Origin of the sequence: Tenacibaculum haliotis, assembly GCF_025215075.1 — a bacterium.
GTDB lineage: Bacteria > Bacteroidota > Bacteroidia > Flavobacteriales > Flavobacteriaceae > Polaribacter > Polaribacter haliotis_B.
Window position 1 is genome coordinate 16,069 of the sequence record NZ_JAOBTH010000025.1, and the last position, 21,205, is coordinate 37,273.

Genomic DNA, 21,205 nt, shown 5'->3' on the forward strand with positions numbered 1-21,205 from the left:
ACTCRATGCTACTGTTGGACACGTTATTTCTGGTTTGATATTATCAATTACAACTACTTCGAAACTACATGCTTCTGATGTGTTATTGTTATTATCCATCGCCACAACACTTACTGTTGTTGTTCCTACTGGGAAATCATATGGAAAACTAATCTCATTCCCTTCAATACTATATACATAACTTGTAATGGTCGTACAGTTATCTGTCGCTGTGGCTTCAAAAGTTGCYGTGTAATCACATTCGTTTATATCTACATTATAACTCGATGCTACTGTTGGACACGTTATTTCTGGTTTGATATTATCAATTACAACTACTTCGAAACTACATGCTTCTGATGTGTTGTTGTTATTATCCATCGCTACAACACTTACTGTTGTTGTTCCTACTGGAAAATCATATGGAAAACTAATCTCATTCCCWTCAATACTATATACATAACTTGAAATGGTCGTACAATTATCTGTCGCTGTGGCTTCAAAAGTTGCYGTGTAATCACATTCGTTTACATCTACATTATAACTCGATGCTACTGTTGGRCACGTTATTTCTGGTTTGATATTATCAATYACAACTACTTCGAATATACATGCTTCTGATGTGTTGTTGTTATTATCYATCGCTACAACACTTACTGTTGTTGTTCCTACTGGAAAATCATATGGAAAACTAATCTCATTCCCWTCAATACTATATACATAACTTGWAATGGTCGTACARTTATCTGTCGCTGTGGCTTCAAAAGTTGCCGTGTAATCACATTCGTTTACATCTACATTATAACTCGATGCTACTGTTGGACACGTTATTTCTGGTTTGATATTATCAATTACAACTACTTCGAATATACATGCTTCTGATGTGTTATTGTTATTATCCATCGCCACAACACTTACTGTTGTTGTTCCTACTGGAAAATCATATGGAAAACTAATCTCATTCCCATCAATACTATATACATAACTTGTAATGGTCGTACAGTTATCTGTCGCTGTGGCTTCAAAAGTTGCCGTGTAATCACATTCGTTTACATCTACATTATAACTCAATGCTACTGTTGGACACGTTATTTCTGGTTTGATATTATCAATTACAACTACTTCGAAACTACATGCTTCTGAAACATTATTACAATCATCTTTAGCTATTGCTGTAACAATTGTTGTTCCTACTGGAAAACTATATGGAAAACTAATTGGGACTCCATTAACTTTATATACTATTGTTGCTTCACTACAAGTATCCGTCGCTGCCGCAATAAATGTACCTTCATAAGCACATGAGTTTTCGTCTACATTATAATTAGTTGATACTATAGGACAAGTAATTGTTGGTACTTTTTTGTCTTCAATGGTAATCACTTGAACAAACTCATTACTTTTTCGTCCACAAATATCTGTAAATACCCAAGTATTAGTATAAGTTCCAATAGTAGGACAATTATTAGATTCAATAAAGTCTCCTGAGACTTTAGTCATTATTAAATCACAACTTAACGTTGGTTTTAATAATTGAGCCGCTTCTAATTCGCCTGTATCATCACATGATATTTTTCTATCTAATGAATTTACTACTGTAATCCAATCTGCTTCTGCTGGACGGTTAATTTTAATAGTTATAGGTTTTTCATCTCCAATTCCACAGTTAATCGTAGTGCTTGAACTTTTTGTTGTTTGTGTATTTGTATTCTTTATTCCCTTATAAGTTGCTAGCATTTGCAACTGAAACTCCTCAGAACATTTGGCTTCTAAAAAATAACATTGTTCTTTTACTTTTACTTGATAATTTATGGTATATGCTTGATCTCCTACATCTGTAATTCCGTTCAAAGAAGTAAACGTTAATTTTCTTGTTGTTGAATTATAATTATAAGAAACATCCGATGGTAAATTTATTATAGGTTCCATTAAATCTACTTCTTCAGGAATATCAACAGTTGTAACTAAATCTTTAACGTTATCATTTCCATTATTTTTAATTTGAAAAGACATGTTTACCAAACTACCTACATTAACAGAAGCTCCATTAGCAGGAGTACTTGATAAAACTAAAGGTGCTAAATCTGGTTTCCAAACATCAACAGAAAGTCCTATTAAAAATAACCCATAAGTTTCTTGATTTGATATTAGTTTTATTTTAGCAGATTGTTGATTGTTACCTATAACACTATTATTAGGGTTACTTAAAGGAAATACATCAGCATCAAAACCTAATGTATTTTCACTTGATGGATATCTGTTTGTAAAATTATTTCCGTTTTTCGTTATCTTACTATTAAAAAAATTGTCAGCACTTCTTATTACTTGGTTTGAACTATTAGTATAAGATAAATTTTCCCAACTGTTATTAACTTTTTGAATTTGTAATTTATCACCAGACAAATCTCTATCACCTTCTAAAGCCCCAATTACAATATCTGCATTTACTTGTTGGTTTCCTGGTAAGGTTGTAAAACCCGTAAATGATATTGTTAATTCACCTAAGGCTTTTGTCATATGACCATAACCATCAAATAATGAAATATTCTTAGCTGGTAGCACTGGGCTTTCATATATAAAAACAATTTGCCATCCTCCTGAAGTTCCTGTATTACCCCCTCCATGAGATGTTAAACCGCCTTTTTTAGCTTTAACATTTGCTACTTGATAGATTCCGTATGCTGAATTTAATGAACTTACCTGATTCGTTATATCTTTAAAACAAACATAAGGATCGTTTACAAAATGTTCGGTTCTTCCTCTGTAAATAACTTGATCCGCAGTAATCGTTTGATAACTTACTTCGCCTGGAAGTTTTATTTTAACTTGATTATAATTCCAATTTGGTTCATCATTTATATCCGTTTCTTCCATATCTGCGGCAGCCCAATATAAATACGCTTTTTTAATACCTAAACAAGCTAATGATGGTTCTGGGTTTATAAATTCTGCATTACTAGAATTAAACGTATTTTCATTATCAATATCAACAAAAACATTATTCGTAAAATCGTGATTTCCTGCTGATCCATTATAACTATCTGATTTATGTCTTGATAGTACATTATTTGCAATCATCGTTACATTACCGTTTACGGCTTCTGAAAAACGAGGTTTAAAAGTTGCTTTTTCCTGAGCACTAATATTTCCTATATTAAAAAGAAACACCAAGCCTACAGAAAATAAAATTAAGTGAGTAATTTTTTTCATAATTAAAAGAGTTTAATAAGCATTTGTAATTGCTTAGTTATAGTTCTTGGTATTTGGTATAAATGTTTTTAGAGTTAACTTAGCTGAAGAAGAAGTCTTGGCTGAGCTATTTTTAAAGGAAGATGATTGGTTTTTATAAACCTCAATTTGAGAGCAATTCCAACTATCTAATTTAGCGTTATAAGGTTTCGTTATTTTTATGTGAAGTGTTTTTTTGCTGTTTGAGGCTATATTAATAGCGTTTTTAATAGATAGCATGTTCTCATCAAATACCGAATATTCTAATGCTGTTTCTATGTTTTTTTGATTTTTACACAAAGAATTAGAAACAACTATATTGTATAAAGCTGTTTCATTACTGGTATTCTTAATTTGAATTTTGTGTATTTGTTCTTTTTTTGAATTCGGTGCTTCACTATACTTTAATAATGAAATTTCTACTTGACTCTGAGAACTCATTAAAAAAATATTAAAAAAAAGAAAACTAATTGCTAGAGTAATTTTATGCTCCATATTTACGCATTTTATTTATTTAAGATTTAAACCTTTATAACTTTGGCTATAAAGCAGGGATCAATAACAGGGATAAAAGGGAAATATAATTGTAAACGTTTACTATTTATTAAATCATAAAAAATAAGACATAATAGATAGGGTATTTTTTTAAGGAGGATTAAAAATTAATACTAATAGGGTTTAAGTATTAATTATAAGAGGTAACCATTTTTTAGGTCTTTAAAATGGATATATCAAATGTAGTATATATTTTTAGTTTAAAAAACAAGATTTAAATAAAAGGGGATTTTCCCCCTCTTTGTATATGAAAAAAATTCCTCCCCTATAAATGATATTTTTTAATTGTTAATCGGTAATTTTGTAACATGATTCAAAACGATACAATTATTGCTATGGCAACTCCATCTGGTGTTGGAGCTATTGCTGTTATTAGACTTTCAGGAGAAAATGCTATTACTATTGTCGATAGTTTTTTTAAATCTGTAACCAATAAAAAATCATTATTGAATCAAAACACACACACCATTCATTTAGGGCATATTGTTGATAATACAACTATTTTAGATGAAGTTTTAGTCTCTGTTTTTAAAAATCCACGTTCTTATACTGGCGAAAATGTGGTAGAAATTTCGTGTCATGGTTCTGTTTTTATTCAACAAGAAATCATTCAGTTATTTTTAAAAAATGGCTGTAGAATGGCTGATAATGGTGAGTTTACCATGCGTGCTTTCTTAAACGGAAAAATGGATTTATCACAAGCGGAAGCTGTGGCCGATGTAATTGCATCTAATTCTGCTGCAAGTCATCAAATGGCTATTCAGCAAATGCGCGGCGGAATTACCAACGAGTTAAAAGAATTACGTGTACAGTTATTAGACTTTGCTGCTTTAATTGAACTAGAATTAGATTTTTCTGGTGAAGATGTTGAGTTTGCTGATAGAACCAAGTTTAAAGAATTAGTTGCAAAAATCACTTTTGTTTTAAAGCGATTAATTGATTCCTTTGCTTTTGGAAATGCCATGAAAAACGGAATTCCTGTTGCCATTATTGGGGAACCAAATGTTGGAAAATCAACTTTATTAAACACTCTTCTAAACGAAGAAAAAGCAATTGTATCGGATATTGCTGGTACTACCCGTGATGCTATTGAAGACGAATTAATTATAGACGGAGTTGCTTTTCGTTTTATAGATACTGCAGGAATTAGAGAAACTGAGGATGTTGTTGAGAATATCGGAATTAAAAAAGCCTATGAAAAAGCAGAAAATGCGCAATTGATTATTTTTTTAATCGATTCTAATAAATTTTCTCATTCTAGTGAAGAATTTTTACGAGAAATAAAAACTATACAAACTCGTTTTCCTAACAAACGTTTATTAGTTATTGCTAATAAAATTGACACCTTATCTTGTCATGATTCTGCTATTTTACAATCAGAAATTGATCATTTAATTTTACTTTCTGCAAAACAAAAAACGGGAATCGACGAGTTAAAAACCGAGCTAACTTCTTTAGTAAATACAGGAGCCTTGAGTAATAATGAAACGATTGTAACCAACTCTCGTCATTTCGAGGCTTTAAATAATGCTTTAACTGCTATCACTTCTGTGCAACAAGGAATCGATTTAGAAATTTCTACCGATTTATTTTCTATAGATATTCGAGAATGCTTACGTCATCTAGGAAACATAACAGGGGAATATGACGTTGACAAAGATATACTTGGGCATATTTTTGGAAACTTCTGTATCGGAAAGTAATTATCTTTCTCTTGTTTGCTAACTACCTGTTATTGTTGACTTTGTTAGTAATTACTTGCTCTTATTTGTTGCCCATTATCTCTTTATTTCTTATATTTGTTGCACAGTTGTTGCCTTAACTACTGTTTTGTTGCCCAATCTTGATGGCAACAAGTCATAGCGAAATGATGCACCATATCGCTACATATTGACCCATAAGGCTACACAATGCAACAAATGAGTAGTAACATTCACATACCTAAAACTTGTCAATTCTGCGGTAAAGCATTTATTGCAAGAACCACAGTAACAAAATACTGCGGAAACTCTTGTGCTAAAAAAGCATACAAGAAACGTAAACGTGATGAGAAAATCCAATCTGCAATTGATGATACAAAGGAAAACCTGCAAACTTTGCAAACTATCAATATCATCACACCTCAAAACCTTTCTCAAAAAGAGTTTTTAAGTATCATAGAAGTATCAGAACTTTTAGGTGTTAGTAGATGGACTATTCAAAGAATGGTTAAAAGAGGTCAATTAACAGTCAAGCAAATTGGCAGGAAGAAAATAATGGCAAGAAATCAAATCGACAATCTATTCATCTAAAAAACGGCAAATTATGAAAGTTACATTAAGAAAAAGGAAAAAGGGAAATAAGATAAGTTTATACCTTGACTATTATAGTAAAGGAAAAAGGCAATACGAATATCTACAACTCTATCTAATGCCTGAACCAGAGAATGGAAGTCTTACAAAACAGCAAAAAGATGAAAATAAAAAAATACTTCAATTAGCCGAAAGCATTAAAGCAAAAAGACATTTAGAAATTCACAACAGTATTTATGATTTTCAAGATAGCGAAAAACTAAAAGGTAATTTTTTAATGTACTTTGATACACTCACAGAAAAGAGAAAAGAAAGTACCGGCAATTATGGAAATTGGGATAGTGTTGGAAAACACCTTAAAAAATATTGTCCTAATGATATTACTTTCAGTAGAGTTAATAGAGAATGGGTTCAAGGTTTTAGAGATTATCTTGATGAAGAAGCAACTTCAAAAGGTGGCAAGCCACTTTCTCAAAATTCAAAATATTCTTATTTCAATAAATTAAGAGCAGCACTAAAACAAGCAGTTAGGGATGGGATAATGAAATACAACCCATCAGAACAAGTAAAAGCATTTAAACAAGGAGAAGTACAACGAGAATACCTAACATTAGAAGAATTACAAGCAATAACCAAAACAGAATGTGAAATCAAGCCACTAAAAACTGCGTTTTTATTTTCTTGTCTTACAGGATTAAGATGGTCAGATATTAATAAATTAGTTTGGTCAGAGGTTCAGCATTCAGAACATATGGGAAATCATATTCGGTTTAGACAAAAGAAAACCAAAGGAGCAGAAACTCTTCCTATTTCTCAACAAGCAAGAGATATGCTTGGAGAAGAAAAAGCACCAGATGAAAGGGTTTTTGTTGGTTTAAGATATAGTGCCTGGTATAATGTAAAATTATTACAATGGATGATGAGAGCAGGTATTACAAAAAACATAACGTTTCATTGTGCAAGACATACTTACGCTACGCTACAGTTGTCTTTAGGCACAGACATTTATACAGTATCAAAATTATTAGGTCATAGAGAATTAAAAACTACTCAAATTTATGCCAAAGTAATAGATGATAAAAAGATTGAAGCAGCAGATAAAATTAAATTAGACTTATAATTATGGAACTAACAATATTAAGAAGCATACTATTAGGTCAATTAAGACCTTGGTTATCTCGTAATCAAAACAATAAATTCTTCACTACCAATTTAACACCTCAATTTCTTAATCCCATAAATGGGATTGACGAATATTACAACTTGCTAAAAGATATTTATAAAAGTGATAGAGAATTATTTCAAGATGATAGTTTAACGATCTATTTAAAGCAACCAACACTAAATATAAAACAGCAAATTAGTGAGCCTTTAATTGTATTGCCACAGCCAACTGCAACAAATCCAATAGAACGGTTTTACTATGCTTTAATAATTAATGAAGTAACTCGTGTATCAAACAACATTTTACAGGCTATAATTAGAGATATTAAGGATATAGATAGAAAATATATAGTCAACTCAATAAAATCAAACATAGTTTCTTTTTTATCAATTATTGGAGATAACCAAAGTGTTATCAAAACACAAGACCCAACTTCACAAAATATTATGGACGTATTGCAAAGCAATACAGTCCGTTTATTACTTGAAATAGAATTACTATATCCGCATTATTTAAGTAGCATACAGTCTGATAAATACCAAATATTTAGCGAATTTCTTAAAACAGATATACCAAAGGAAGAAGAATATTATATAGAAAAACCATTATTAAAAGAAATTAGTAACCTATCTACACAAGTATCTAAAAAAATCATCACACAAAATTTAGATATTCCAGATGCTTTTTCTTTCAAATTTAAAGGAGATACAGAGAAACTTAAAACTGTTATAAGTCAATTAGTCTTAAAGTGTGATTTCATAAAAGCACCAACAACTGAAAACCATTTATTTGAAGTATTTACATCTAAAAATCTAACAGAAAACAGCCCTAATATTTATCTTAATTGTCAGACAGTAGTTTTCAAATATTTTATAGAATCTATTAAAGTATATTTTAATAATTTTAATCCTACACAAATGGAAAAAAGTAAATTGTTTTACAGCAAGGATAATCCCGAAAAACCACTAAAAGCACAAACGATTTATTCAAGTGTTTCTAATGATTATGATGAAAAAAAAGAAGAAATAAGCAATTACATTAATCATCTGAAATAAAGAACATTGAGATGATTGAGATTACTCATTGAGATATTAATATCTCAATGATTATCAGCACGTTACGAAATAAGTTTGCAACAGAAATTATTGTATAACTTATTAAATCGTAACAGATGAACAATGAAAATTTAATCTTAGAAAAACTTTCTCAATTAGATAGAAAGATAGAGGAACAAAACCTCTTAAAAAAAGAAGTCCTTAACTTCAATGATGCTTGTAGTTATTTAGATATAAGTGCTTCGCACCTATATAAACTAACAAGTCAGAAGAAAATCCCACATTTCTGCCCACAGGGCAAAAAACTCTACTTCAATAGACAGGAATTAGATATTTGGTTACAACGTAACCGACAATCTACTGATGCTGAAATCGAAATGGCAGCAGCCAATTATGTTATCCAAAATAAAAGAAGATAACTATGGGCTACTATCATCCTTCACACGAAAAGTTAGAGCAAATAGAAGAACGTTTAGACGATTTACTTCTTATGCTCAAAGACAAGCAAAGAACAAATCCTGACCAAGTATTTTTCGATACACAGGAGTTCCTACAAATTATGAATATCAGTAAACGTACCGCCCAACATTGGCGAGATAGCGGACTAATTGGCTATTGTCAGATAGGTTACAAAATCTATTATCGTCTTTCAGATATTCTCGAACTATTGAACAAGAATTTTAAATCTCCTACCAATGGGAAATAAATCAACAGAAATTATGGCATCATCAACAATATTCAAAAACTTTAACCAACCCATTGAAACTAAATCTTTGTTACTCATAACAAAAGATATAGTAGAGGGAAAATATAAAGACTTAATCTCTCCTATTCGTATGGCAATAGGTATGGGAAAAGACGGCAGAGTAGATAATTTAAAAAAGTCGCTTCCTGCATTTACACCATCAGGCATTTTTGAAGGTGGTAGAAAAATGGAATACTTAAAAATGTACAGCGGTTTTGTACATCTTGACTTTGATAAACTCTACCCAGAAGAATTAGAAAAAGCAACGGAAATTATAAATAATATTCCTTTCACTTTTGCTTGTTTCACAAGCCCAAGTGGTAATGGCCTAAAAGTATTTATTGAAATAAATACAGGCATAGAACACCACAAAACGGCATACCAACAAGTTCAAGATTACTACGAAAAAGCAATTGGGATTGAAGCAGACCCAAAATGTAAAGACATTACTCGTTTGTGTTTTGTTTCTGATGATCCTAACGGATACAGAAACATCAACAATCAAAAATTCATAGTAGATATTGAACAAATAGAACAACAAGAAATCAAACCAAAATCAACACCAACTAAAACAATTCAAAATGATATTTCTACAACTTCAGATATATTTCAACAATGTATCCAATTCACCGAAAATAAAGCAACTTATATTGAAGGCAACCGAAACAATTATATTTATCAACTGGCTTGTAACTGCAACAGGAGAGGTATTGTATTTGATGATGCTTTGCATCTCATATCAAATACATACGACCTAAAGGATAGTGAGTTAAAAGCATCTGTAAAAAGTGCCTACACTAATAACAGTAATCAATTTGCAGAGTTTCAAAACTACAATCAAAACAAGCCCATTGCAACAAGTAGCAATGTTTTACAACAGCAACTACCACAAGAACCAACAGAAGATTACCTAAAAAACACACCAACCTTTGATAAAGATATATTTGAAAATCTGCCAGACATTTTAAAAGAAGGTACAAGAGCATTTTCAGACGTAAGGGAAAGAGACGTTTTTTTTACAGGTGCATTAACTATTTTAAGTGGTTGCTTACCTAATGTAGAAGGTGTTTACGCTCAAGAGACTGTTTACCCTAATTTATTTTCATTTATCATAGCACCTGCAGCAAGTGGTAAAGGTGCTTTAAAATTTGCTAAAGTATTGGCAGACCCATATCAAGAAAGAGTTTTAGAAGAAAGCAATAAGGAAAAACTAATCTATGATGCAGAATTAGCCGAATACAAGACAGCACAAAGAAACAGAAAAAAGAATGATGAAACAGTTGCAGAAGAACCAGTAAAACCACCTTTTAAAGTTGTTTTTATCCCTGCAAACACTTCGTATGCAGCAATCTTAAAACACATTCAACAGAATGATGCTAAAGGGATTATTTGCGAAACAGAAGCGGACAGTATGGGTGCAGTATTTAAACAAGATTGGGGTGGTTATTCTGATATGCTTCGCAAATCATTTCACGGAGAAACAATATCTGTTTCAAGAAAAACCGATAACGAATATATAATAATCAAAGACCCAAAATTATCTGTTGCACTTTCAGGAACACCAGGACAAGTTGCCAATATTATTTCATCAGCAGAAGATGGTTTATTTAGTAGGTTTTTATTCTATACTTTTAAAGTAGAGCAAAAATGGAGAGACGTATCGCCTTACGGCAATACTATCAATTTAAACGACCATTTCAAAGCACTATCCAATGTTGTATTACAATTAATAGATTTTCTACAATCTCAAAAAACAGTTATTAATCTAAGCCAAGAGCAATGGGAAACAATCAATATAACAGGCGACCAATGGTTAAGAGAAGTAACCATCTTCACAAGTGAAGAAGCAAGTAGTGTAGTTAAAAGATTAGGTCTTATTTTATATCGTTTTACTATGATTTTCACAGCACTTCGTAAATTTGAAAACGGAGATATGACAGAAGAAGTATTTTGTACTGATGAAGATTTTGAAATGGCTTTACATATTGCAAATGTTTATCTACAACACAGTTTGTTAATGTATCACAACCTACCAAAGAAAGAAGAAACAGGAGTATTTAAAGGGAAGAGTAATAAGAAAAAGTTTTTTGAGGCTTTGCCTAAAAACTTCAAACGAGAAGAAGCCATACAATTAGGTGTAAAATATAAATTAAAATCTCGTTCAGTAGATGAATTACTTAAAAACCTACTAAATACACTACTTACACAACCAAGTTTTGGTCATTATGAAAAAGTAAGTGTTTAAAGTTTTTGCAAACTTTGCACCTTTCACATTTATACTTGTATTTTTTTCTTTTGTTTTCATTACATTTGTCTTTTATTGACAACTCATAATAGAACAAATAAATAAGTGATGAATAAATTCGGAGACTTAATTCGTACAAAAAGAGAAGAACAAGAAATGTTGCTCAGACATTTATCTGCCCAATTAGATATGGACACAGCAATGTTAAGTAAAATTGAAAGAGGAGAAAAAACAGCACGAAAAGAACATATCAAACAACTTTCGAAAATATTCAATTTAGATTACAACGAACTTATTTCTTTATGGTTAGCAGATAAAATACATCTAATTATTAAAGATGAAAAAAATGGCTTACAAGCATTAGAGATTGTAGAAAAAGAATATAAAAAAAAGTAGCAAACACATTTTGAATAAATGCTTTTGCAAGTGTTCAATCAAACAAAATAAATATGAATATAAAATTTAAAAACCACCTTATAAGCCTTTTGCTTCAAGACGATAGACTTAGAGACGAGCAAGGCGAACTAAAAGGAAATCTCGTAAAAGAGTTTGCTAATACCATTGATGAAAAATTGATTACTTTATTATTGGGAGATGAACAATGCAGAGATACATTTTTCTTAAAGATAAAAGATGCCTATGTGTTTAAAACCAATGAGTTTAAGTTTTTTTTAGAAGATAATAGTATAGACAATTCTTTTACGCAATACAGCAATAGAATAGGTTTAAGTAGTGGTGGTAAGTTTTTTAAAGACAATACAGATGTAGTGTTAAATTTTCCTTTTAAAGATTGCATATTAGAAGGTGGGCAAAGTACAGAAGATGGCTTAGATACTTATTTTGAGTATGATGATGCAGAAGAAGATTATACAGAAAAACAAAGTAAACGAAAAGAGATATTTTTTAATGAAGTTTTAGCCAAAGACGAAATAGACAGACTATTAGAACCAAAAGCATTTACCAAAATTACAAAATACGACAGTAAAGGAGAAAGCAAGCCAACCCAATTTAACCGAAACGAAAAAGGCACTATCACAGACAACCTAATTATAAAAGGAAACAACCTATTAGCATTGCACGCTTTAAAGCAAGAATTTAAAGGAAAAGTGAAACTAATATATATTGACCCACCTTATAATACTGGTAACGATAGTTTTGCCTATAACGATAATTTTAACCACTCTACTTGGCTTACTTTTATGCGTAATAGATTGATGGTAGCAAGGGATTTATTAAGAGAAGATGGTACTATAGCCATCAGTATAGACCATAATGAAGTTGCCTATGTTTTAGCATTGCTTGATGAACTATTTTCAAATGAAAATAAAAAAAATATTATTAGTATAAAAAGAAGTTCCGTATCGGGTGCTAAAGTTATTAATCCTGGTGTTGTAAATGTTAGTGAATTTTTATTACTGTACTCAAAGAATACAAAAAATTGGAAACCTAATAAAGTATTTAAAGCAAAAGCAAGAGATAATAGATATAATAACTTTATCGTAAATATAGAAGATGATTGTGAGAAATGGGTTTATTCAAGTGTTTTAGATGCATTTTCAAAACATTTAGATATACCAAAAAATAAGTTAAAAAAAGAATTAGGTGCTGAATACGATATTAAACTTGAGGATTTCTTTTATTCAAATAAAGAAAAAATAATACGTTTTGCTGGTTTAGATGATAAAAGTATTTCAGCAGGCGTTAAAGAAGTAAAATATCAATCAAAAGATGATAATACTAAAACATATTTATTTAAAAGAGAAAATTTTAAAGACTATTATCTATATAAAGGTAACGCTATATTATTCTTTAAAGACCGTTTAATCAAGATTGATGATAAATGGCATTTTGGAGAAATGATTTCTGATATATGGGATGATGTTTTGCCTAATGATATTCACAATGAAGGTAGTGTTACTTTAAGAAAAGGGAAAAAGCCCGAGAAATTGATTTCAAGATTGATTGAACTTCTTTTAGATGATGACGATATTGTTTTAGATTATCACTTAGGTAGTGGAACTACAGCAGCAGTAGCACATAAAATGAATAGACAATATATTGGATTAGAACAATTAGATTATGGCGATAATGATAGTACAAAAAGGCTTCAAAATGTTATAAATAATGACCAATCTGGTATATCCAAAACCGTAAACTGGAAAGGTGGTGGTTCTTTCACTTATTTAGAATTAGCCAAAAACAACCAAACAGCCAAAGAAGAAATTCTAAAGTGTAATAGTTATGATGAGTTAATGCAGTATTTTGAAACTATGTACACTCAATATTTTTTACATTACAATGTGCGTATCAAAGAATTTAAAGAAGTAATAAGCCAAGAAGAAAACTTTAAAAATTTAGCATTAGACAGGCAAAAAGAAATATTTGCCAAAATGTTAGACCTTAACCAACTCTATGTAAACCTTTCAGAAATGGAAGATAGCAGATATAAATTAGATGCAAAAGATATTGCTTTAAGTAAAGATTTTTATCAAATAAAATAATAACAACAATGGCAGATAATAAATTTTTATACGAGCAATTATCAGATAAAATGCGTGAATACCGTTTGCATTATTCTGAAGTGCCTAACTATATTACCGATAATGTAAAGTATAACTTATTTGATTGGCAACAGAAAGCCTTAGAATACTTTTTAGACTACCAGCAGGTAAAAGAAAAAGAAAACCCAAATACAGCCACACATTTGTTATTTAATATGGCTACAGGTACAGGTAAGACTTTAGTAATGGCAAGTTTAATCTTGTACTATTACAAACAAGGGTATCGTCATTTTTTGTTTTTTGTAAACCAAAATAACATTGTAGGTAAAACAGAAAACAATTTATTAGATCCTACACATAACAAGTACCTATTCAAAGACCCAATAGTAATAGATGATAAAACAATAAATATAAATAAAGTAGATACTTTTTCAGATACTACAGATGATATTGAAATCATATTTACATCTATTCACAAACTACACAATGCAGTATATCAAGTAAAAGAAAACGCAATCTTTTTAGACGATTTACAAAACAGAGATATAGTAATGTTAGCAGATGAAGCACATCATCTTAATTCAGATACTAAAACCAAAGCAGGCGAACAAGGCGAATTAGAAATAATATCTGAACTAAAAAGTGGTGCTAATGCAAAAGAGGTAGAAAAAAGTTGGGAGCATACAGTAACTAACCTAATTTTACAAAGAGGTAACAAAAATAGTACAGAGTTAAACAAGAATGTATTATTAGAGTTTACAGCAACTGTTCCAACCAACGCAAATATTGTTAAAAAATATATAGATAAGATAGTTTACAAATTTGAATTAAAAGACTTTTTAAAAGCAGGTTACACCAAAGAAATAAATTTAGTTTCCTCTTCTTTCGATAAAAAACAAAGAGTATTACAAGCCTTACTTTTTAATTGGTATCGTTATAAAATGGGGCTTAAATACAATCTCCCTCATTTTAAACCAGTAATTCTTTTTCGTAGCAAATTTGTAGATGCCAAACAAGAAGAAAATGTAGGAGCAGATTATGAATTATTTAGAACAATTGTAGATGATTTATCAACTACCGACTTTGCTTTTTTAGAAAACGTAACTATAGAACCTGGTAATGAATTATATAAAAAAGGACAAAGTAGAATTGTAGATATTGCTAATTATTTAAAATCAGAAAAAATACATCATAGCGAAATAATCACTTATTTACAAGATGCCTTTAAAGACAACAATTGCATTATTACACACTCTAAAGAAAAAGTAGCATCAGGAAGAAGAGGTGAAGATAAAACCACACCAGAGCAAGATCAACTTTTAAATAGTTTAGAAGACAAAACAAACAAAATTACTGCAATATTTACTTGTATGCGTCTTACAGAAGGTTGGGATGTATTAAACTTGTATGATATTGTAAGAATGTATTCTGGTCAGAATACAGGTGGTACAAATAAAAAGAAAGCAGGTAAATCTACTGTTTCAGAAGTGCAATTAATTGGTAGAGGTGTTAGATACTATCCTTTTAGTTTTGAAGACAATATTAACAACAAGAGGAAATTTGATAAAGAACTTAATCACGAATTAAGAGTATTAGAAGAGTTTTACTTTCATAGTGATAATGATGAAAAATACATAAGTGAATTAAAATTAGAGTTAAAACGTCAAGAATTACTTCCAGAAAAAGACAAGCAATTAAAAATCTTTGATATTAAGAAAGAAATTAAAGACGATAAAAATTCTTTTTATCACAAACTCAAAATATATAAAAACGAGTTTAAAGACAATCCTAATAAAAGAAAACGAACATTAGAAGAATTAAAAACAGATTGGGAATACAATGCTAAAATAGAAACTATTGCTGTAAGAGAAACAAATATCAAATTAGAAAAAGAGGAAGAGGATATTACTCGTTATGCAACAGGTAATAGTAAAGATGGTAGAACAATACCTTTATTGTTAAAAGATTTCCCTAAAAACATAGTATATAAAGCATTACATATACAATCTAAAAAAGACCAATCTATTTTAAGGTTCAACAATCTAAAAAATGAATTAGCCATTACGTCTATTAATGAAATCTTTGAGGATAAGTACATAGGTAACTTTAGTCTTTCAGTAACAATTTACGATTTTAAAGAGGAATTTAATAAATGTAAAACAGATGATGAAAGAATAGCAACTTATTTTAAAGTAGTATCTCCAAAGGACAATCTTAACATCTTATCAAAGTTTTTTGAAAAATTAGTTACTGAATTAAAACGTATATCTAAACCAAGAATTGGTACAGATTTTAGTGCTGTTCCTTTTAAATATTATTTTCAAGAACCTAAACAAATTTCAGTACAAGAAGATGCAGAAAGTTATAATTTAGAAAAAGAATTAGTACAAAAAGATTGGTATGTATTAGATGCTTTTTATGGTACATCAGAAGAAAAAAGTTTGATTAGTTTTCTAAAAGGTAGAATGGACAATTTCAAAGATAAATATGATGAAGTTTATCTACTAAGAAATGAAGAAGTCTATAAAATATACAACTTTGAAGATGGTACAGGCTTTATGCCAGATTTCTTGTTATTCTTAAAAACAAAAGAAGAAAACCTATACTATCAAGTATTTATAGAACCTAAAGGTGGTCATTTATTAGAAAAAGATAAATGGAAAGGCGATTTCTTAAATGAAATTACAGAAAAATATAACGCTAAAACCATATTAAAAGAAGAAAATAAAAATTATCGTTTAGTTGGATTACCGCTTTACAATAAGGCTTCTGAAAATGTATTTAAACAGTCAGTTATAGAATCTTTAAACATTCAAATATAATTGATTATGCAAAAACTCACACTAAATATCATCCCATTCAACCATCCCTCTACTAAAGTAGAGTTTGGTTTTTATAAAGAAAAGAAAGACGGTTATTATCCTTTAAAAAAGTTTGAATATCCAAAATCTTTATGGGCTAAATATGAAGAAGAGTTACAGGATTGCAAAAGACTATATTCTAATTTTAAAGATACAGCAGATTGTGATTTTATTGCAGAAGTAGATTTTAATACAAGTTGGGCTTTTGCTAATCATTATTACACTAAATCTATTTATGATTTCTTTTTAAGAAATGCAGATGCAGTTAATTTTGGTTTTGTAAATGACGTAGAAGTATGGTTAAAAGACAGTACAGTAAGAAATAATGAATACACTACTTATAAAAAATATTCATTAAGGGTTCAGTATGCCAATGTTTCCAAAGGTATGGAGTTAGTGGTTACTTTTGATGGCACTTCTTTAGTCCATAAAAAAAGCATTGCAGCGTTCGATAATTTACGTCCAGAGTTAATAAATAAAGTCTTATTTGAAAATGAAATATATAGTTATCAATGGCAAAGTCAAGAATTAAAACTAAATCTCGATAAAGTATATCCAATTCTTAGTAAAACATTATTAGATGAACTTACTATTGATAGACCTTTTAAACGTGAACCAAACAAATACAAACCATATCTTAAAGAAATAAATTTCTTTTACGATACTTATTTAAATACAGAAGTATTTAAAAACATAATCCCTTTAGTTGGTAATGGTTATATCTCTATTAATAATGATGATCCAAACAATTTACAAATATTAAAAACTAAAAACAGTTCAAGTGAACTGTCTTTTGGTAAAGGTAAAGGTAAAGAGCCAAAGAAAGACTTTTTAAGGCTAAAGCCTTACAAACCAACTGATGATGCAAACGTTCGTTTTGTGTTTATTTATCATAAAGACGATAGAAAAAAATATGTTACAAAACTATTCTCAATACTTCGTGATGGTTTAAAAAATGGAGAGTATGTAAACTTTCCACCAATGAAAGATGCAATTGCACAAAACTTCTATATGGAAGAAAGTAAAGGTTTTGAATTTACAAGTGTTGATACTGCATTACAAGAAATAACACAACAATTATCTAATTTTGAAAAAGTTGACAATACGCTTTATGTTGCTTTTTATATAAGTCCTGTTAGAAAAGATGAAAAGGACAATCAAAGATTAATGTTGTATTACAAAATGAAAGAGTTATTTCTAAATCAAGGTGTCACATCTCAAGTAATTTATAAAGAGAGTTTATTCAACGCTAATTTTAAATGGTATTTACCCAATATTGCTGTCGCATTATTGGCAAAAATAAATGGTATTCCTTGGAGATTAGATACAGATACAAAAGATGATTTAGTGGTAGGTGTAGGTGCTTTTTATTCAGTAACTCAAAAAACTAAATATATTGGAAGTACATTCTGTTTTAATAATGATGGTACTTTTCAAGATTTTAATTGCTTCAATTCTAACGAAACCGAAAAATTAGGTGGAGAAATTAGTAAGGCAATTATGAAATATGTAGTAGATAATCATAAACAAGCAAAAAGATTAGTAATACACTTCTATAAAAAGATTAGTAAAAAGGATTTAGAGCCTATCTACGACATTCTGCATACGTTTAATTGGAATATACCAGTTATCATTATTACTATCAATAAAACACTTTCTAATGACTATGTAGCGTTTGATTTAGATAGTCCAAATTTGATGCCTTTAAGCGGTTCTATCGTTCCAATTGGTAAAGAACAATATCTATTATTTAATAATACACGATACAACACAAAAGAAACAGTAACAGACAATCCTTTTCCAATTAAACTTACATTTTCATCATCAGATGAAGAAGTTTTAAAAGATATACTTCTCAAAAAAGATTTAATAGACCAAGTGTATCAATTTAGTAGAATGTATTGGAAATCGGTAAGACAACAAAATTTACCTGTTACAATCAAATACCCAGAAATGGTTGCAGAAATTTATCCTTTCTTCAAGAATGATAGTTTACCACCTTTCGGTCAAAAGAACTTATGGTTTTTATAAACAAGCATTTATCTAAACAACAAACATAGTATTTAATAGGTGTGCTACGCACGACTTTAATATCGGTTAGTTCCGTAGGTTTTCCCACAGGCTATAAAAATCCAACGTTATTCGTGCCTCATAACTCTTCTGTCTTTTTATACCCTTCCGCTTTCCCACCGCATAGTTGTTTTTTTTGTCACACTTCTTGCAGAAAAAGCAACAAGTCGTATTGTTCGCCAATGCCCGCAATGAACAAACTTGTGCCAAAAAAAACAACCCAAAGTTAAGTAACATAATGTGGCATTATAGTACATACCCAAAAGGGCTACATTGCATTTCGGGCTTCGCCTATGTCCTATAATAACATTATGTTAAATAACCGCACAATCCCACGCATAAAACCTACTTCACCAACCGAAAGACCACAATTCCCCACCACCCTTTTCAGCGGTCAGAAAAAAAATAAACTATTCATAATTACGGCTTTTAGAGGTTTCATTACACTCGTTCATTTCGTGCCTACATTCACTCACTACAATCAACCACTAACGCCTACAACAGCCACGCAAGAGTAACTCATTCTCTACATTACACTATGCCAACGCACAATTCCATTACGCAAACCGAATATTTTCTCCACCCAAAAAGAGTTTACAGTAAATTGTAAAGTTTGCAAACTCTGCAACCCTGCAAAATATTCAGTTTACTTCATTTCATCCCACCCAATAGTTCCATTTCGTTCAATCGTCACACTTGCCACCAAATGCCAACGCTTTTAGAATAGGTATAGTTTATTTTTTTTCTGGTCATATTTCCCCAAAGGAATTGAAAAACATTAGGTAGTCATCAAGAAACATAGCGGTAGATAATATTATAACAAAAGAATAAAAAAGAATGCAAGAGTAAGCGGACGGTTTGGTCTGAAAAGGTCAAGCCCTACGGGTTTTGAAAAAAATCTCCACCCAAAAGGGTAGTATTTTTCTCAAAAACCTTGTCAGCCCAACCCTTACCACTTGTTAAACGGCTTTCTTTTTTTTTCGTTTTTTTCTTTGTCAAAAAATTTTGTGAAGGGGATTTCGGAATACAACTAAAATCCGTTTAAAATGACAAAATTCTATCTGAAAACCAACAGCAAAACAGCCGAAACAAAAAAACCACACTTCTACATTCTGAACAAAGGGATGAATAGCGGAAAGCCTTTAAAAGAGCCTTGTCCGAATTGCTTTGTACTTACAGCAAATACAGAAGAAGAATTACAGAGTTTATATTGGTTATGTTTTGGATTATGGAAAGCAAAATCATTTCATTATTATTTAAAAGGTTCTGTAATTCCATTTATCACAATAAACGATATGCGAAAAGCAATTGCAGGCGGTTACGAAATAGCAGAAGAAAATAAACCTGTATTTAAAAAATCTGTAAAAGCACTTCAAATTTTAGAAGATAAAGAAAAACAGTATCATCAAAATATCCAATTAATACAAGATGCAAAAAGGGCTATTTTTTACCGATATATTTCGAGAAGAAGAAAGTAATGTATTTCGCAATTAAGTCCACTAAAAGCCAAGTATATAGTATCTATGATTGCACCACCTTAATAAATCAATGAAATAGAATACAGCACAAAAAAAGCCTACTCAATGAGCAGGCTTCTTTAATCAACTATTTTCTAAATTACGGCATCTTAGAAAATATCAACAATCTTCATTGCATTTCCTTGATTGAAAATGTAATAGTTTGAATTAACTTCTTGATAAAATTCAATACCAACAACATTAATCAAATTAACATCTGGTGTCATTGTTGGAGTACCAGGCAATGTTGCGATTAATGATTGTAAAGGAGTAACAGTATCTACAGGTAAATATGCAGAATACTCAACATTTACTAATTCATTTAATGCTTGTTCTTTTGGTTCGTATACACCTGTTATAGTATTAAATTCAAAATCTGATATTACAGAAATTGAGTTAATAATTCTGAAATGACTTGCACCAGCAGGGATATTTAAATAATTCAAAGGGTTAAATGGTGGAACATCTAAAGTTGAACTATCTCTACCTGCAGAAGGTGTTAAAGTGAATGGAGCATTTAAAGCACCACTAAAAGAAGTAAATCTATTAAACTCAAATCCTTTTAAGTATTGAGGTACTTGCGAAATAAGTACGGCTCTTTTACCTCTTGCTTCTGAACCATCTTCTAAATTGATTTTTTTCATTACAGCAGTTAATCGTCCTGTTACTTGACTATCTGCCATAGATTTCATCAAACTTGATACACCTACTCGAATAGATTTACCAACCATTGCACAGCCACCAAATTCATTCATATTTTCTCGTGTTCTTTGGAATGCAGGGTCATTTTTTACTTGGTCGCCAGTTGGTCCACCAACTAATCCTGCAAAATATCCATCATTTCCTTTTATCTTGAAGTGTCTAATATCACCAAGAGTACCTACATATTTTAGGGGTCCTTTCTGTCTTGCCATTTTAATTTATTTTTTTGTTAAACATTAATTTATTATCATTACAAATATAATTACAAGTATCTGATTATCAATACTTAAA

The 21,205-nt window shown here is 30.3% G+C and carries 15 protein-coding genes; 12 read left to right on the forward strand and 3 right to left on the reverse strand.

What is annotated here, in order from left to right; genetic code table 11:
• Both N2251_RS05270 and N2251_RS05275 read right to left on the reverse strand, forming a co-directional pair.
• The coding region (locus tag N2251_RS05270; protein WP_260585671.1) for an HYR domain-containing protein at positions 1 to 3,189 on the reverse strand (3,189 nt) is incomplete at its 3' end.
• A gap of 33 nt (positions 3,190 to 3,222) precedes the next feature.
• Positions 3,223 to 3,648 carry a hypothetical protein gene (locus N2251_RS05275; protein ID WP_260585672.1) on the reverse strand — a complete coding sequence of 142 codons (426 nt, stop codon included), beginning with the start codon at positions 3,646 to 3,648 and terminating at the stop codon, positions 3,223 to 3,225.
• 422 nt (positions 3,649 to 4,070) lie between these two features.
• On the opposite strand from N2251_RS05275, the gene mnmE reads away from it, so the two are divergent.
• The 12 genes from mnmE to N2251_RS05335 all read left to right on the forward strand — a co-directional run bounded on the left by mnmE (position 4,071) and on the right by N2251_RS05335 (position 20,173).
• Positions 4,071 to 5,465 carry a tRNA uridine-5-carboxymethylaminomethyl(34) synthesis GTPase MnmE gene (gene mnmE, locus N2251_RS05280; RefSeq protein ID WP_260585673.1) on the forward strand — a complete coding sequence of 465 codons (1,395 nt, stop codon included), beginning with the start codon at positions 4,071 to 4,073 and terminating at the stop codon, positions 5,463 to 5,465.
• A 216-nt stretch (positions 5,466 to 5,681) separates the two neighbouring features.
• Positions 5,682 to 6,053, forward strand: a complete 372-nt coding sequence (locus N2251_RS05285; RefSeq protein WP_260585674.1) for a helix-turn-helix transcriptional regulator — start codon at positions 5,682 to 5,684, stop codon at positions 6,051 to 6,053.
• Between the two features lie 13 nt (positions 6,054 to 6,066).
• The gene (locus tag N2251_RS05290) at positions 6,067 to 7,173 is read left to right on the forward strand and encodes a site-specific integrase (protein ID WP_260585675.1); all 1,107 of its coding nucleotides are present in this window, start codon (positions 6,067 to 6,069) and stop codon (positions 7,171 to 7,173) included.
• 2 nt (positions 7,174 to 7,175) lie between these two features.
• Entirely contained in the window at positions 7,176 to 8,273 is a 1,098-nt protein-coding gene (locus N2251_RS05295) for a DUF6617 family protein (RefSeq protein WP_260585676.1), read from the forward strand.
• A 116-nt stretch (positions 8,274 to 8,389) separates the two neighbouring features.
• Positions 8,390 to 8,692 (forward strand): helix-turn-helix domain-containing protein, encoded by a 303-nt coding sequence (locus N2251_RS05300; RefSeq protein WP_260585677.1) that lies wholly within the window; start codon positions 8,390 to 8,392, stop codon positions 8,690 to 8,692.
• A 2-nt stretch (positions 8,693 to 8,694) separates the two neighbouring features.
• Positions 8,695 to 8,979 carry a helix-turn-helix domain-containing protein gene (locus N2251_RS05305; protein WP_072554958.1) on the forward strand — a complete coding sequence of 95 codons (285 nt, stop codon included), beginning with the start codon at positions 8,695 to 8,697 and terminating at the stop codon, positions 8,977 to 8,979.
• The gene (locus N2251_RS05310) at positions 8,969 to 11,263 is read left to right on the forward strand and encodes a DUF3987 domain-containing protein (RefSeq protein WP_260585678.1); all 2,295 of its coding nucleotides are present in this window, start codon (positions 8,969 to 8,971) and stop codon (positions 11,261 to 11,263) included. The genes N2251_RS05305 and N2251_RS05310 overlap by 11 nt, the downstream gene beginning before the upstream one ends.
• A gap of 108 nt (positions 11,264 to 11,371) precedes the next feature.
• Complete coding sequence (locus tag N2251_RS05315) at positions 11,372 to 11,659, forward strand: helix-turn-helix domain-containing protein (RefSeq protein ID WP_260585679.1); 288 nt, start codon at positions 11,372 to 11,374, stop codon at positions 11,657 to 11,659.
• 53 nt (positions 11,660 to 11,712) lie between these two features.
• Positions 11,713 to 13,764 carry a site-specific DNA-methyltransferase gene (locus N2251_RS05320; protein ID WP_260585681.1) on the forward strand — a complete coding sequence of 684 codons (2,052 nt, stop codon included), beginning with the start codon at positions 11,713 to 11,715 and terminating at the stop codon, positions 13,762 to 13,764.
• 8 nt (positions 13,765 to 13,772) lie between these two features.
• On the forward strand, positions 13,773 to 16,586 hold the full coding sequence (locus N2251_RS05325) for a DEAD/DEAH box helicase family protein (RefSeq protein ID WP_260585682.1): 2,814 nt from the start codon (positions 13,773 to 13,775) through the stop codon (positions 16,584 to 16,586).
• Positions 16,587 to 16,592: 6 nt separating this feature from the next.
• Positions 16,593 to 18,656, forward strand: a complete 2,064-nt coding sequence (locus N2251_RS05330) for a Piwi domain-containing protein (protein WP_260585683.1) — start codon at positions 16,593 to 16,595, stop codon at positions 18,654 to 18,656.
• Between the two features lie 1,085 nt (positions 18,657 to 19,741).
• Complete coding sequence (locus N2251_RS05335; protein WP_260585684.1) at positions 19,742 to 20,173, forward strand: DUF6943 family protein; 432 nt, start codon at positions 19,742 to 19,744, stop codon at positions 20,171 to 20,173.
• A gap of 149 nt (positions 20,174 to 20,322) precedes the next feature.
• Here N2251_RS05335 and N2251_RS05340 read toward each other — a convergent pair whose 3' ends face one another.
• On the reverse strand, positions 20,323 to 21,126 hold the full coding sequence (locus tag N2251_RS05340) for a hypothetical protein (RefSeq protein ID WP_260585685.1): 804 nt from the start codon (positions 21,124 to 21,126) through the stop codon (positions 20,323 to 20,325).
• Between the last annotated feature and the right edge of the window lie 79 nt (positions 21,127 to 21,205).